This window comes from Streptomyces sp. NPDC017991 (genome assembly GCF_044328075.1).
GTDB lineage: Bacteria > Actinomycetota > Actinomycetes > Streptomycetales > Streptomycetaceae > Streptomyces.
This window is the reverse complement of record NZ_JBIRGP010000001.1, coordinates 99,302-113,643: the sequence shown is the minus strand read 5'-3', so window position 1 is coordinate 113,643 and position 14,342 is coordinate 99,302. Positions and strand designations below refer to the sequence as shown.

Annotated in this window: 13 protein-coding genes; 2 read left to right on the top strand and 11 right to left on the bottom strand. The window is 69.8% G+C overall.

The window, feature by feature from the left end:
• Position 1 precedes the first annotated feature (1 nt).
• The 3 genes from ACH4DZ_RS00540 to ACH4DZ_RS00530 all read right to left on the bottom strand — a co-directional run bounded on the left by ACH4DZ_RS00540 (position 2) and on the right by ACH4DZ_RS00530 (position 2,419).
• On the bottom strand, positions 2–670 hold the full coding sequence (locus ACH4DZ_RS00540) for a DUF4352 domain-containing protein (protein ID WP_398284660.1): 669 nt from the start codon (positions 668–670) through the stop codon (positions 2–4).
• Positions 671–1,352: 682 nt separating this feature from the next.
• Positions 1,353–1,673 carry a hypothetical protein gene (locus ACH4DZ_RS00535; protein WP_398284659.1) on the bottom strand — a complete coding sequence of 107 codons (321 nt, stop codon included), beginning with the start codon at positions 1,671–1,673 and terminating at the stop codon, positions 1,353–1,355.
• Between the two features lie 221 nt (positions 1,674–1,894).
• On the bottom strand, positions 1,895–2,419 hold the full coding sequence (locus ACH4DZ_RS00530; RefSeq protein ID WP_398284658.1) for a glycosylhydrolase-like jelly roll fold domain-containing protein: 525 nt from the start codon (positions 2,417–2,419) through the stop codon (positions 1,895–1,897).
• Between the two features lie 187 nt (positions 2,420–2,606).
• On the opposite strand from ACH4DZ_RS00530, the gene ACH4DZ_RS00525 reads away from it, so the two are divergent.
• A complete protein-coding gene (locus ACH4DZ_RS00525; protein ID WP_398284657.1) occupies positions 2,607–3,377 on the top strand; it encodes a hypothetical protein in 771 nt (256 codons plus the stop codon).
• Between the two features lie 61 nt (positions 3,378–3,438).
• On the opposite strand, the gene ACH4DZ_RS00520 is transcribed toward ACH4DZ_RS00525, so the two are convergent.
• The 8 genes from ACH4DZ_RS00520 to ACH4DZ_RS00485 all read right to left on the bottom strand — a co-directional run bounded on the left by ACH4DZ_RS00520 (position 3,439) and on the right by ACH4DZ_RS00485 (position 12,081).
• A complete protein-coding gene (locus tag ACH4DZ_RS00520; RefSeq protein WP_398284656.1) occupies positions 3,439–3,996 on the bottom strand; it encodes a hypothetical protein in 558 nt (185 codons plus the stop codon).
• 121 nt (positions 3,997–4,117) lie between these two features.
• Positions 4,118–5,056, bottom strand: coding sequence for a hypothetical protein (locus ACH4DZ_RS00515; RefSeq protein ID WP_398284655.1), 939 nt, complete (start codon positions 5,054–5,056; stop codon positions 4,118–4,120).
• 215 nt (positions 5,057–5,271) lie between these two features.
• Positions 5,272–6,168 carry an RNA polymerase sigma-70 factor gene (locus ACH4DZ_RS00510; protein ID WP_398284654.1) on the bottom strand — a complete coding sequence of 299 codons (897 nt, stop codon included), beginning with the start codon at positions 6,166–6,168 and terminating at the stop codon, positions 5,272–5,274.
• Positions 6,169–6,241: 73 nt separating this feature from the next.
• Entirely contained in the window at positions 6,242–6,886 is a 645-nt protein-coding gene (locus tag ACH4DZ_RS00505) for a 3-oxoacid CoA-transferase subunit B (protein WP_398284653.1), read from the bottom strand.
• Entirely contained in the window at positions 6,883–7,665 is a 783-nt protein-coding gene (locus ACH4DZ_RS00500; protein ID WP_398284652.1) for a CoA transferase subunit A, read from the bottom strand. Before ACH4DZ_RS00500 ends, ACH4DZ_RS00505 begins: the two co-directional genes overlap by 4 nt.
• Before the next feature lie 49 nt (positions 7,666–7,714).
• Entirely contained in the window at positions 7,715–8,644 is a 930-nt protein-coding gene (locus ACH4DZ_RS00495) for a hydroxymethylglutaryl-CoA lyase (protein ID WP_398284651.1), read from the bottom strand.
• A 119-nt stretch (positions 8,645–8,763) separates the two neighbouring features.
• On the bottom strand, positions 8,764–10,038 hold the full coding sequence (locus ACH4DZ_RS00490; protein ID WP_398284650.1) for a hydroxymethylglutaryl-CoA reductase, degradative: 1,275 nt from the start codon (positions 10,036–10,038) through the stop codon (positions 8,764–8,766).
• 207 nt (positions 10,039–10,245) lie between these two features.
• Positions 10,246–12,081, bottom strand: a complete 1,836-nt coding sequence (locus ACH4DZ_RS00485) for a helix-turn-helix domain-containing protein (RefSeq protein ID WP_398284649.1) — start codon at positions 12,079–12,081, stop codon at positions 10,246–10,248.
• Positions 12,082–12,278: 197 nt separating this feature from the next.
• Between ACH4DZ_RS00485 and ACH4DZ_RS00480 the strand changes: the two genes are divergently transcribed.
• Positions 12,279–14,333, top strand: coding sequence for a hydantoinase/oxoprolinase family protein (locus tag ACH4DZ_RS00480; protein WP_398284648.1), 2,055 nt, complete (start codon positions 12,279–12,281; stop codon positions 14,331–14,333).
• Positions 14,334–14,342: the final 9 nt, after the last annotated feature.

The window sequence follows — 14,342 nt, the reverse complement described above, 5'->3', positions numbered from 1 at the left end:
GTCAGGACACGTCGGCGCGGATCGATTCGCCGATGAGCCCGTCCGTGTATGTCACGGTCTTCGCGGTGAACTTGCCCTTGCCGGTGACCGCTCCGGTGACGTTCTCGCCGGGGGCCAACTTCACGGTGTCGATCTGGTTCTCGTCGGCGGCCAGCTCAGAGGCATGTTTCGTGCCCTTGCTGTCGGTGATCGCGAAGTAGAGCGGGTTCACGTCGATCGTGTCGTCACTGTTGTTCGTGATCGTCACGGACACGCTGGTGTAGTTGCCGTTCTGCGCCAGGATCGAGCCGTTGAAGGCGGTCTCCTTCGCGGTGACCTTGATGGGCGACTCGGGCGCCGCCTCTTCCTTCTTCTTCGATGTCTCGCTCTTCTCGTCCCCTGCACCACTGTCCTTGCTGGCGACCGCAGTTGTGTCTTTGCCGGTGCTGTCGTCGGAGTCGCCGCCGAGAGCGGCGCCGAAAATGCCCAGGATGACGAGCAGGCCGACGGCGCCGGCGCATCCGATGCCGATGTTGCGACCCGTGTTGCTCTTCCGCGGTGGCGGCGGGGGCGGGGCTCCCCACCCCGGCTGCTGCTGCGGTCCGCCCCACTGCGGTTGCTGCGGCTGCTGGCCCCAGTTCGGATTCTGCGGATTCTGTGGGTTCTGGTTCTGCGGGTCGTGCTGGTTCATGTCGCCCCCCATTGGTCGTTATATGCGCAAGAGACGTGAATCTATACCATGTGTGAGGTGCGTGAGGTCTGTTGCCCGCGTTCCTGCCACAACTGGCAGGGCACTGGCGGCCGATGGACCGGCGGTCCGGATTCGGAAAGGTACGCGGACGGCTGGTGGTCCGAGAACGGTGTCTTGGTGTTGGTCGGCACGCAGGATCTGCAGGGCGGATGACCTCCCTGTAATCGCAGCGCAAGTGATCCGTGCCAACAGGCCACTGATCCTGCTCAGTTGCACCAGGCCGTGCGGTCGGTCAGCGCAACGTATGCTGGCCGCACCCGATGCCGACGAGCCCTGAGTTCAGCATCGTCGGACCACAGGGGCGTCTCCTTCGCCAGATGGGCGGCGACTGTGGTTGCGACGGAACAGCGCTGGGACGTGGGCCCGAGAAGTCCTGGATGCCGCACGTGAGCCTCCAGCACTTCGAACGCCTGTGGGTAGTGGCGGAGAGACGTACCCATCCCTTCGCAATACGTCATTACGTGAAGGATCCGCCCTGTGTGTCCTGTGTGCGCTGTTGAGGAAGTCGCCGTCGGCGGCCCGGCGCAGTAGCCAGGGCCGGATGGCCGGGTGATCGTCCACGTGCCGACACAGCGTCTCCACCGCGTACACCCGGCCCCAGGCCACCCCCTGAAAGGGCTCGCTAAAAGACGACGAAGAGGATGAGCGTGGGCAGAGTGGTGGCCGCGAAGCTCAGCAGCCAGTAAGCCCTCGGTGCCAGCAGGGTGCGGCGTCGGAGCGGTCGGTTGACCAGCCACCACAGGAGGAAGAACAGGGTGAGGACCGGCCCGCCGACCAGTAGCCAGGGCAGGACACCGTCGTTCTCCGTGGGGTTGCTCCCAGCGAGGCCGAGTCCGGCCAGTGGCCAGTTCACGGCGAAGTAGAACACCAGCCAGTAGGGCACGATGCCCGGGATCCCGAGCAGGGCGTTGACCGCGAAGGGCGCGGGCCAGCTCTTGCCCATGTGTTCCGCCTCGTTTCTCACCGATCGTCACGAGGAGCGTGACGGCCGGTGGCAATTCCCAGGACGCCGTGCAGGCCGATCAGTTCACGCACGCCGTACTGATCGGCGTCTGCACCGGCATCGCCCACTGGTACCGGTACCGGTGATGATGCCCGGTCCTGGCCCCGTGCGTAGCGCTGGGGGTGCACACCGACGGTGTGCACCCCCAGCCGTGGTGATGGTCAGTTGACCCTGGTGATGCTGTACGGGGTCAGCGTGACCGGACCGGCGAGACCGTTGGCCTGTGCGGTGCGGGTGGACAGTGCGCTGGAGAGGGTGCGCAGCCGGTTGATGAGCGTGGTGGAGACCCGGACGCTGACGGTGTTCTTGCCGGCGTGCAGGTAGGCGCCGATGTCCGCCGTCGCGTTCAGCTGGTTGACGGTGGGTACCTCGGTGCCGTTGACGGTGAGGGTGTAGGAGTCGGTGACCTGTCCCAGGTCGAGCCGGGCGCCGCTGCCCTTCTTCCAGGTGGCGGGCAGGGTGACGGTCGTGTCGTAGGTCCCGGTGCCCGAGGTGTTCTTCAGCTTCGGGATGTCCGTCCAGGGCGTGAGTCGGTCGATGTCGACATGGACGGGCTCCTTGCTGGTCTTCGTTCCTGCCGTGCCGGTGGTGCCGTAGGCCGCGGCGGGTTGCCAGACGTATTTCCAAGGGGTGTGTGATAGCGGGATGCTCCGGGTCTGCAGGGCTGCGAAATTGAACCATTTCAATCGCAGTGCTCCGTACCCCCGGCCTCCATACGCGCGCCGTCGCCCGCACGGGGAGTCGCTCGATGGCTGACGGGACGGCCGACGGGATGGCAGGCTGCGCTGTGCCCGCCGACGTGCTGCCGTCGTGACGGGCCCCGTTCGGCGACGTGCCGGCGGAGAACCGGACGGGGAGTGTGCGGGTATCGCGATGCGCGGGGGTTGTCTGTTCAAGGGCTGTCTGGCGGTGCCGGTACTGGCGCTTGTGTGCGTAGTGGTCGTGATGGTGTCCTTCTGGAACACCGGCAGGGAGGCCGAAGTCGACGCCCGGGACCAGGTCAGGGAAGCCGCCGACGGTGCGCGCGCCCGGCTGGCGAGGTCGGCCGCCGATGGTGTGCTGCTGGACACGGAGATCCGGCGCGCGGTCCGGAACATGAGCAAAAGGACACCGCTGACCGAGCGGCGTGCAGGGCGGGTGACGGTCACCGCTCGATTCCTCGGCATGGTGAACGTCGGTTTCGGGGGCACGCACGCCACCGGCTGTTACCGCTTCGAGGTCGTCCCGGCCACGGCCGATCCGTCCGTCGGTGTACGCGAACTACCGGAGAAAGCCTGCCTGGTGCGGTCGGACCGGCTCTACCGTGAGCCCGCGGCCGTCAGTGAGGACATCGTCACCGAACTGCGTACCGCGGTTGCCGCCGGTGGTCCGGAGGGCGCCCGATCCGCCGAGGTCTGGAGCACCCTGGGCGTCGAACTCGCGGACAGCGAGATCAGGGGCGGTCAACTCATCGCTCCCGTATGGCTGTCGGGCGGCGTGGGCCCGCAGGGCAGGGACTGCTTCGAGTTTCGTGCGGAGAGGGAGCGGCGTGTTGACGTGTCCGCCGAGAAGCTGGAACCGGACGGTTGTTACCGCCTTCAGCGTAAGCGGGACGCCCAGGCGGAGAAGGACCGCCAGGCTGAACTCGGCCCGGACGCAGGGTGATCGCGGCGGACTTGACCGCGGGACGGGCATTCCGCACCGTGTACGCGTTCCCGCGGCCCGGTCAGTTCGTCGCGACGATCAGGGCGGACACGAATCCCACCAGGCACACAACCTCCGCCGGACCGAAGACCGTACGCACGCGGTACGTGCCATTGCCAGCCGACGGACTCCTCCTCGCCTCTTCGATGAACGCCAGTATTCTGCGGCGCTCCGCCTCGGGAACGACGACTCCTCTGAAAGCAGCGGAACCGACCGTGACGCCGTTCGCGCGTACGCGCAGGATTCGGCCCTCGATGCCCCTGCCCCATGCGACATGGCTCACCTCGGACCACGGGATCCGGTGCTCCAAGTACTCGTTCCTCACCACGAGGCCGTCCGGGCCGGCACCCACACCAGGACTGAGCCTGAATCGCCACACCATGTAGTGGACGAGGAGGTACATCGGCAGGAGGGAGACAGTCGTTTCGGCGGCCTCGTCGGCGCCGAAGTGCAGCACGGCAACCATCCACAACGTGCCGGCGCCGAGCAGCAGAACCAGAGAAGAAGCAACGCGGGTCCTGATCCTGTACAGGGCGAAGAAGCACCGCAACCGTCCCGATGTCTCGCTCCCGTTCACCATGGCAAGACCCTCCTCAAGCTCCCGTCGATCACGTCCTGCCTCCTGCGGTATGTCGGGCGGGCGGGGACGGGGGTGTCACTTCGTGTCCGCGCCTCGGTCGGCGGGCGTGCCTTGAGCGGACTCACGCCCGGGCGTCGCGCGGAATGGATCCTGTGAGATAGGTCAGCCGCCACTGGTCACCCTCAGAGGTCAGGTCGAGCGTGGCCACGGAGTGCCAGGTCCACACAGGTGAGCCGTCGATCCATGGCACGAGCGCAGCGTCGGGACGCAGCAGGCCGTGGACGTCCGCGACGCCCGCCGGCGCAAGCCGCAGAGCCTGCCGCTTCGTGGCTATCCGCAGGAGCATGGGCGCAGTCTCGTCCGGGTCGCCATCGGCCCGGTACAGCACCAAGTAGGCGTCTCCGTCGTGGGGTTCGCGCAGCAGCAGCCAGCGCATCGGGCGTACGTCCTCGCTGACGGCCACACGAGCGAGAGCGCGGGCGCGCCGTGCTTCGAACACCCCGACCACCGTGCAGCAGGCCGAGGCCACGAGGAAGACCCAGCCACGGCCGGCCCCGCCGAAGATGTGCAGCACACCACCGAGCCCCACGAGGGCTGTGCAGACGGCCGTGGCGGCGGTGCCGGGAAGGCGGAACGCGGTGAGCAGACCACGATCGCGCCACCAGACCAACTGCCCTCGGTCATCGGTCTCGGGCGCGAGAGGCTGCTGCCGTGGGGCTCCGCACGCGGAACTCATGGCAGCTTCGAGGAGAGTCGCGTAAGTGAGATCAGCGGTGGCCAGAGGAGCCCGCCGGGAAGCCAGGACGGCCGTTCTGCGCCGGCGCTCCCTTCGCGACTCGGGATCCAGCCTGCGCGCCAGGCCGGCCAAGGCCGTGAGACCCGTCAGCAGGCCGCCGATGGACATCATGACCAAGGCGAAGGCACCGGCCTCCGTTCCGTCCTCGAACCCCTCGAAGTAGCCGACCGCCACACCGGGGGTCGCAATGAACAGGCCCACGACACCGACGCGCAGCAACCACTTCTCGGGCCCGCGGCCCGGGCCCACGGGGGGAGTGTCCATGTCTCTCCTGTCCTGATGCAGTGTTCATCAGACACATGAGCGCGCCGGTTGGTTGCGCGGTCCGCCATAGGTTCCTGCGGCCATTCAGGCGGGGCCGTGTCCCGCCGCGGCGGCCGGACCCAGTTCGCCCACCCGAAGGTGACGAGGTGCGCCCGCCACAGCGCGCCCACTCCGGTCGAGGCACCACGGCCCGCCCCGGCCCGTCGGTGACGGGCTCAGGTCTTCTGCGACTCCGCGAAGGCCGCGAGCTTGGCGGGGCTCATCACCCACATGATCCGGTCGATACCCTCCGCCGAGGCGTCGACGCAGAGCAGGGCGACAGCGTTCCCGCCGGACAGGACGAGAACGGCCGTGCGCCCGTTGGCCTCGACCCAGCGGACGTCCGACTCCGGCCAGAAACGTGGTGCGAATGCGGCGAGGTACCGGGAGACATGCGCGAGCCCGACGACCGGGATCCGCGACGCGCCCCGCATTCCGGCCCCGTCCGTGTAGCTGACGACGTCCGCCGAGAGAACGTCCTCAAGCGCCTTGAGGTCGCCCGTCCGCGCCGCGGTGAGGAACACCGTCAGCAGCCGCCGGTGCTCCGTCCGGTCGACCTGTTCCCGCCGCTCGGTGGCCAGGTGCTTGCGCGCGCGGCTCACCAGCTGGCGGGTGTTGGCCTCGCTGGTCTCCAGGATGTCCGCGACCTGCCGGTAGGGGTAGTCGAACGCCTCCCGCAGCACGTAGGCGGTCCGTTCCACCGGGTTCAGTTTTTCGAGCAGGAGGAGCACGGCCATCTCGACCGCCTCGGCGCGCTCCGCTCCGACCTGCGGGTCCGGGCTGGTGTCGATGGGCTCCGGAAGCCACGGTCCGACGTACGCCTCGCGCCGCACGCGGGCGGACCGGGCCGTGTTGATCGCGAGTCGGGTGGCGATGGTGGTGAGGAAGGCCGCCGGTTCGACGATGTCCGAACGGTCGGCGTTCTGCCACCGCACCCATGTCTCCTGGCACACGTCCTCGGCCTCCGCGGCGCTGCCCAGTACGCGGTAGGCGATGCCGAAGAGCTGAGGACGCACCGCGACGAACTGCTCCGTCGCCCGCTCAAGCGAGTTGACGTCATCCCCGGTGCGCATCCGTGCTCCTTGTGTCCTGGAGATCGCTCATGCTACAGCGGCCCCCCGGAGGGTGCGCGGACTGCGCCGGGCCTCAGACGACGGTTCGTCGGCCATCGCGCAGCACCGCCGCGGTGCGCTCGCGGACCGTGTCGGCGTCGACGCCGGGGGCGGTTTCGCGCAGCGTGAGTCCGCCCGGCTCGACGTCGACGACGGCAAGGTCGGTGATGATGCGGTTGACCACGCCCTTCCCGGTCAGCGGCAGGCCGCAACGTTCGACGATCTTCGGTTCGCCGGTCCGGGTGGTGTGTTCCATCAGCACGAGGACGCGGCGCGCACCGTGGACGAGGTCCATGGCTCCGCCCATGCCCTTGATCATGCGACCGGGTACGGTCCAGTTGGCCAGGTCGCCGCCCGCGGAGACCTGCATGCCGCCGAGGACGGCGACATCGACCTTGCCGCCGCGAATCATCCCGAAGGACAGCGCGGAGTCGAAGACGGAAGCGGCGGGGCGCAGCGTCACCGTCTCCTTGCCGGCGTTTATCAGGTCGGGGTCGACATCCGCGCGCAGGGGATGGTCGCCCACGCCGAGCAGGCCGTTCTCCGAGTGCAGCACCACGTCGATGCCTTCGGGAACGTAGGCGGGGATCAGCGTCGGCATTCCGATGCCGAGGTTGACGTACTCGCCGTCGCGCAGTTCCGCCGCCGCGCGGGCCGCCATCTCCTCCCGGGTCCTCATGCGGCCACCTCTCGGACCGTCAGCTTCTCGATGTCTTTCGCCGCGGCCTGCGCCGCGGTCAGTACGACGACGCGATGGACGTAGATGCCGGGCAGATGCACCTCGTCGGGACCGAGTACGCCGGGCTCGACCAGCTCTTCGACCTCGGCGATCGTGACCCGTCCCGCCATCGCGGCCAGGGGGTTGAAGTTCCGCGCCGAGGAATGGAAGGCGAGGTTTCCGTAGCGATCGCCACGGGTCGCTCGGATCAGTGCGAAGTCCGTGGGGAGGCCGTGTTCGAGGACGTAGTCGCGCTCGACGCCTTCCGCGGTGAAGCGCCGGGTCTCCTTGGGGGGCGAGGACAGACGTACCCCGCCCTCCGGTCCGTAGCGCAGAGGCATGCCTCCGTCGGCGATCACCGTGCCGACCCCGGCGGGTGTGTAGAAGGCGGGGATGCCGCACCCGCCGGCGCGAAGCCGCTCGGCGAGGGTGCCCTGCGGAGTGAGTTCGACCTCGACCTCACCGGCGAGGTACTGCCGGGCGAACTCCTTGTTCTCGCCGATGTACGAGGCGGTGATCCGGCGGATCCGCCGCCGCTCCAGCAAGATGCCCAGCCCCCGCCCGTCAGTGCCGCAATTGTTGGACGCCACGTCGAGGTCCGTCGTGCCGGCCTCGGCGAGAGCTTCGATCAGTGCCGTCGGGATGCCGCAGTGCCCGAACCCCCCGACCGCGAGGCTGGCACCGTCGGCGATGTCGGCCACGGCCGCGGCGGCGCTCTCGGCGATCTTGTTGACAGGCATGCATTCGCTCTTTCCGGGTCGGCCTTCTGGGTCGGTCTTTCCGGGGCGGTCAGCCGCCGGCGAGGGCGCGGACGGTGTGGGAAGGGCTGGGCCGGCCGAGCAGAGCGGCCAGCCACGTACTCGTCTCGACGAGCTTGTCCAGATCCACTCCGGTGTCGATGCCGAGGCCCGCGAGCTGCCACAGCAGATCCTCTGTGGCCAGGTTGCCGGTGGCGGACTTCGCGTACGGGCAGCCGCCCAGGCCGCCGGCGGATGCGTCGACGGTGGTCACTCCGTGCCGCAGGGCGGTCAGGGTGTTGGAGAGCGCCTGACCGTAGGTGTCGTGGAAGTGCACCGCGATGCCCTCCACCGGTACGCCGGCCGCGGTGAGGGCGTCCAGCAGGGCTGCGACCCGGCCGGGAGTGGCGACCCCGATCGTGTCGCCGAGGGACAACTCGGTGCAGCCCAGCGCGAGCAGCCGGGTGGCCACCGACACCACCTGCGGAATCGGGACCTCGCCCTCCCAGGGGTCGCCCCAGCACATCGAGAGGTAGCCGCGTACCCGCATCCCGGTTTCGCGGGCCCGTCCGACGACCGGCGCGAACATCTCCAGGGACTGTGCGACCGTCCGGTTGAGGTTTGCCTTGGCGAAACTCTCCGTCGCCGAACCGAACACCGCGATGTCGTCCAGCCCGAGGCCGATGGCCCGGTCCAGCCCTCGCATGTTGGGGATCAGCACCGGGTACCGTACGCCCGGCCTGCGGTCGATGCGGCGCAGGACCTCCTCCGCGTCGGCGAGTTGGGGCACCCACTCGGGATGGACGAGACTGGTGGTCTCGACCACGGAGTGCCCGGCGTCGGCCAGGCGCTCCACCAACTCCGCCTTCACCGAGGCCGGTACGGTTCGGGACTCGTTCTGCAGCCCGTCGCGAGGGCCGACCTCGCAGACGGTGACCCGGGTGGGGAGTCCGGGCAGCTGATCGATGCCGTAGTGGGTCACTGGGAAACCTCCGGTACTGCGGGCGCTGTTGACAGGGCCGGTGCCATGCACCGCGGCCGTGCTGGGGTTGGCCGAACCTGGACCGAGCCGCCCGTCCGGGCACCCGGCGACCGTCGGTGTCAGCGGCCGGCCCGCAGTTCGGCGAGGACGCGCTGGGCGTGGTCGGCGCGGACCTGCTTGTCCGCCACGAGGCGGGCGACGAGGGCAGGTACTTCCTCCGGGCTCGCGCCCGCGGTGAGGGCGACGTTGCGGGCGTGCAGGGACATGTGTCCGCGTTGGATGCCCTCGGTGGCCAGTGCACGCACCGCGCCGAAGTTCTGTGCCAGCCCGACGGCGACGATGATCTCTGCCAGCTCGGTCGCGGTGGTGACACCGAGGAGGGCGATCGAGGCCTGCGCCACCGGGTGCAGTTTCGTCGCGCCGCCCACCAGACCGACCGGCATGGGCAGTTCCAGGGTGCCGACGACGTTTCCGTCGGCGTCCTTCTCGAACCGTGACATCGAGGTGTAGCGCCCGGTGGGAGAGATCGCGTGGGAATGGGCGCCGGCTTCGACCGCGCGGGTGTCGTTGCCGGTGGCGAGCACGACCGCGGAGATGCCGTTCATGATGCCCTTGTTGTGGGTGGCCGCACGGTACGGATCGGCCTCCGCGAGCGCCGCGGCGTGCACGATGTCGTCGACCACGGATTCGCCTCCCAGCGCCTCGGCGTCGAAGACCGCCCGTGCTCGGGATAGGCGCTGATCCGCCTTGTTGGTCAGGATCCGCAGCAGCGTACGGCCGCCCGCGATGTGGCCGGCCCGGGCGGCGACAGCCTCGGCCATGGTGTTCACCGCGTTGGCGCCCATCGCGTCACGGACGTCCACGTGCAGATGGGCGACGACATAGGTGCCGGCGCGGGAAGGGACCACCCGCACCGAGATGTCACGGACGCCGCCGCCGAACTCGACCAGCTTCGGGTCCTGCGCGTTGGCCAGTTCGACGAGTTCCTGGCGGGCCTCCAGCAGTCGGACCCGGCCCGCCTCGGGATCACGGACGCCGATGATCTGGACCTGGGCCTGCATGACCGGCTCGGTGGACGAGGTGAAGAAGCCGCCCTGCGTGCGGGCCACCTTGGCCGAGTTCGAGGCCGCGGCGACCACGGAGGCCTCCTCGCTGGCCATCGGCACGAGCACGTCACGGCCGTTGACGGTGAAGTTGGTCGCCACACCCACGGGCAGCTCCATGACCCCCACCACGTTCTCGATCATGTGGTCGGCCAAATCGATACCGAGGCCGTGCTGCGGGGCGAAGGCGGCGATGTGTGCCGGATCGAGGGTGGCGGACTCCGCCACGATCTGCCGGCGTGCGTCGACGGACAGGTCCCGTAGACCCTGGATACGGCTGGTGCGCGGCATGCGGCCCCTCCACTGCGATGTGGTCACCGAAAGGCTCGGTGCGGTAGGCGACGCTAGTTCCGTTCCGCCAGCACAGGTATGGCCGAATGGCCCATGCGCTCCGGCGGTCTACTGGACGATCAGTCCTGCCCGGCTCCATGGCCTGCTCTGTGAACAGGACCTCCTGGTGGTCGAGCCTCCCCGGTGCTGCGACCTTTCCAGCGGAGGTCAAGCACCCCTCGTGAGGTGGGCCAACTGGACCGCGACCGTGATCCTGAAGAGTCGGTCCGGCTCCTGCCAGTCCCCGCCGAGGAGTTCCGCCGTACGTTCCAACCGCTGCAGCACCGTGTTCTTGTGCAGGTGGAGGGCGCGGGCGGTGGCGACCGGACTCATCCGGTTGCCGAGATAGGCGGCCAGGGTGGGCACGAGCTTGCCGGCGTGGGCGGCGTCCCAGTCCAGGAGAGGGCCGATGACATGCCGCAGGTACGTCGCCACACGCGCCTCTCCGGGACCGAACAGCGCCGTGTAGGGGAGGTAGGCGTCGGCGGTGACGGCGGCATCGTCCAGCCCGAGGGCCGGCAGGACGCCCACACAGGCCGACGCAGCGTCGATCCGGGCGCGCAGATCGTGGTCCAGGTCCGAGAAGCCCGCGCCGACCGCGAGCACGGGCGCCCGCACGGTGCGGCCGACGGTGGCATGGACGAAGGCGCTCGCGGCGGCCGGGTCGGAGTCGGTGGTGAGTGCGATCACGTGGTCGGCGTACTCGCCGATCAGGGCGCTCTCGCGGCGCAGACCGCGGACGGCCTCGTGGCGGAGTTCGGCGGGCAGCGCGACGACGACCACGGAGCGCAGTTCGTCGAGCCGGACGCCCCGCGCGCGGGCCCGGGTGGTGAGGTCGGCGTGGCGTTCGGGGTCGTCGGAGAGCAGATCGGCCAGCAGATCGCTGCGCACCCGCTGCTCGGCCTCGATCATGGCGTCCTGCTTGAGATTGAGCAGTGCGGTGATCTGGGCGGCGCGTTCCGCGGTGCGCAGCTCGACCGGTCCGAACGGGACCTCGCCGGGTTCCAGCAGCAGCGCGCCCAGCAGGGTCGCGCCGGCCAGGACAGCGACCACGTACCCACCGTTCCCCGTCGGAGTGCACCGGCCGCTGCGGCGGCTGCCGTCGACCGCAGTGGCCACGGGCTCCTTGAGACGTCCGACATCGAGGAGCGTCACCCGGCACCGCAGGGCCCGGCCGAGCGCGGTGGCGACGTCGGGTGCCTCGCTGCCCTGGAGCACCAGGCCGGTGAGCTCGCTGTGCACCTCGCTGGCGCGCTCCATGGCCTCCACATGACGGGCGAGCTCGCCGTAGGCGTGGCGGGTCTCGTCGGCCGCGTCCTGGGTGCGGGCCAGCAGCCGCGCGGTCTGCAGCACGACGGCGGCATGGTCGGCGAAGGCCGACAGCAGGGAGATCTCCTCCGGGGTGAACTCGTGCTCGACCCGGTTGGCGGCGAACAGCACACCGATCACCTCCTCACCCGCGAGCAGCGGGACGCCGAGCATCGACACGAGGCCTTCCGCGGTCACGGCGGAATCGATGCCGGAGTCGTGGGGTGCCTGGGTCATCGTGGCGTAGGCGGACGTCCAGCAGGGCCGGCGTCCCTCGACCACCCGGCTGGCCAGGCCCATCCCCGGCGGCACCCGCAGACCCGGGAACGACGGCGCGACCGTCCCGAGGGTGGTACGCACCAGTAGCTCGCGGCTGTCCTCCTGGTACTCGGACAGGTAGGTGACGTCCGTGCCCATCAGGTCGTGCGCCCGCTCCACGAGCCGGCCCAGCAGCTCATCGACGTCGCGGAGCTGGGCGAGCTCACGCGCGGAGGAGAACAGTGCCGCCAGCTCCTGACCGCGGCGCCGCCAGCGGTCGGAGGTCGCGCGCAGCCGTCGCAGCTCCTGCCCGATGCGCACGCTGTCCTGCCGGGAGAGGGACACCGTCGCCAGCAGCTCGTCCACGTCCGCCTCCTGCTCGGCGGACGCGGCCTGCAGCAGGCTCACGACAACGTCGACCGGAAAAGTGTCCGCCATGTGCGGGCCTCGCCTTCTGTGCCGATGAGCCACCGGCGACTCGAACCCAGTGGACCGAACATACATAGCCGCGCGGTTACGGCGCACGTAGCGTCCACAGCAGCGCCGAGGCAGGTCCGAGGCAGGGAAGCCTGCGCGAGCCGCCCCGTGCGGGCCGGGCGCGCACAGCACCGACGCAGTCAAAGGAGACAGCGAGCATGACACTTCATGTGGGCATCGACGTCGGTGGCACCTTTACCGACGCCGTGGCGGTCGTCGACGGAGTCGCCGTACGGGGCAAGGCCTTCTCGACCAAGGACGTGACCACCGGAATCCTGGGCGCGCTGGCAGTGCTCCAGGAACGCGCGGCGATGACGGAGGCCGAGTTCTTCGCCGCCGTGGACCGCTTCGTGCTCGGCAACACCATCGTCACCAACGCGGTGGACGAACAGAAGTTCGCCCCCGTGGGACTGCTGACGACACAGGGCTTCCGCGACACCCTGCGCATCGCCCGGTCCGCCCGCACCGACGAGCGCGACCCGCACAAGATGGCGGCGCCGCCGGACATCGTGGAGCGCCGTCGCATCATCGAGGTCGCGGAGCGGGTCGACGCGCACGGCACGGTGCTGGCGCCGCTCACCGACGACGCGATCGCCACCGCGGTCGACGCGGTACTGGCGGCCGGCGCGGAGGCGATCGCCGTCTGCCTGCTCTGGTCGTTCCGCAACCCGGCGCACGAGAAGGCGATCGGGGAGTACCTGGACGCACACCACCCGGACGTCCCGTACACGCTCTCCAGCCGCCTCACTCCCGTGTACCGCGAGTACGAGCGCATGGTCACCACCGCGCTGGACGCCGCGGTCAAGCCGATCGTGGCGTCCCACTTCCAGCATCTCGCCGACGAACTGCGCGGCCGAGGGCTGCGGGCGCGGGTGCAGATCATGCAGGTGCACGGGGGATTCCTGTCGGTGGAGGAGACCAGCAAGGCCCCGATCCAGATGTTCAACTCCGGGCCGGTGGGCGGTGTCACCGGGGCCCGGCTGCTGGGCCGGCAGCTCGGCCGCCGTCGTGTGCTGACCGCGGACATGGGCGGCACCAGCCTCGACGCGGCGGCGATCATCGACGACGAGTTCCGGCTGCTGCCCAGGGCCGAGATCGGCGGTCTGCCCACGAGCCTGACCGCCGTGGACATCGAGACCATCGGGGCCGGCGGCGGCAGCCTCGCCTGGGTCGACGGCCGCAATCTCCTGCGTGTCGGCCCGCACAGCGCGGGCTCCACACCGGGCCCCGCGTGCTACGGCAAGGGCGGCGCCCGCCCGGCGGTCACCGACGCGGCGCTGGTGCTCGGGCTCATCAACCCGGACTACTACCTCGGCGGCACCGTCCCGCTCTACGAGGGTCAGGCACGCGCCGCCCTGCGCGAGCACGTGGCCGAACCGCTGGGCATCACCGAGGACGCCGCGGCCGAAGGCGTCTACCGGCTGGCGACGTCGCAGATGTCCAACGCACTGCGCAAGATCACCGTGAACCGGGGACACGATCCGCGCGAGTTCACCCTCGTCGGCTTCGGCGGCGCGTGCGGTCTGTTCGCCGCCGCCATCGCCGCCGAGGCGGGCGTGCGCGAAGTGGTCGTCCCGCGCAACGCCGCCGTGTTCTCCGCGCACGGCCTCATGCACGCCGACTCCGTGTTCTCCGCCGTACGGACGAGCCCCTGGACGATGGACCGGCCCGCCGCCGACCTGGACAAGGAGTTCACCGCCCTGGAGGAGCGCGCACAGGCCTGGTTCGAGGCCGAGGGTATCCCCGAGGACCGGCGTGAGCTCTTCCGCGAGGCCGACGTCAAGTTCATGGGCCAGATCTTCGAAGTCACCACCCGGCTGCCCGCGGGCACCTTCGGCGAAGCGGACAAGGCCGCGCTGCGGACACAGTTCGTCGCCGACTACGAGGAGGAGTTCGGCGCCGGGACCGCCTGGGCCGAGGCGGACATCCTGCTGGTCAACTCGCGGGTACGGGCCATCGGGCGCAGCGACGTACAGAAGGTCGAACGGGTCGCGGGCAGCGACGAGCGGCACGAGCTAAGCCGTCGCAAGGTCCTGGAGCCCCTCACCGGCAAGCGGCTGGAGATCGACGTGCACCGCGGCTTCGGAGCCCTCGGCCGGGCCGAAGGACCCTGCCTGCTGGAGGAGCCGGACACCACGGTGTACGTGCCCAGCGGTGCCACCGTCGCCCTGACCGACGGCGGCGATTTCCTGATGCGCCTCGCCGCCCGCTGACTCCCGCCC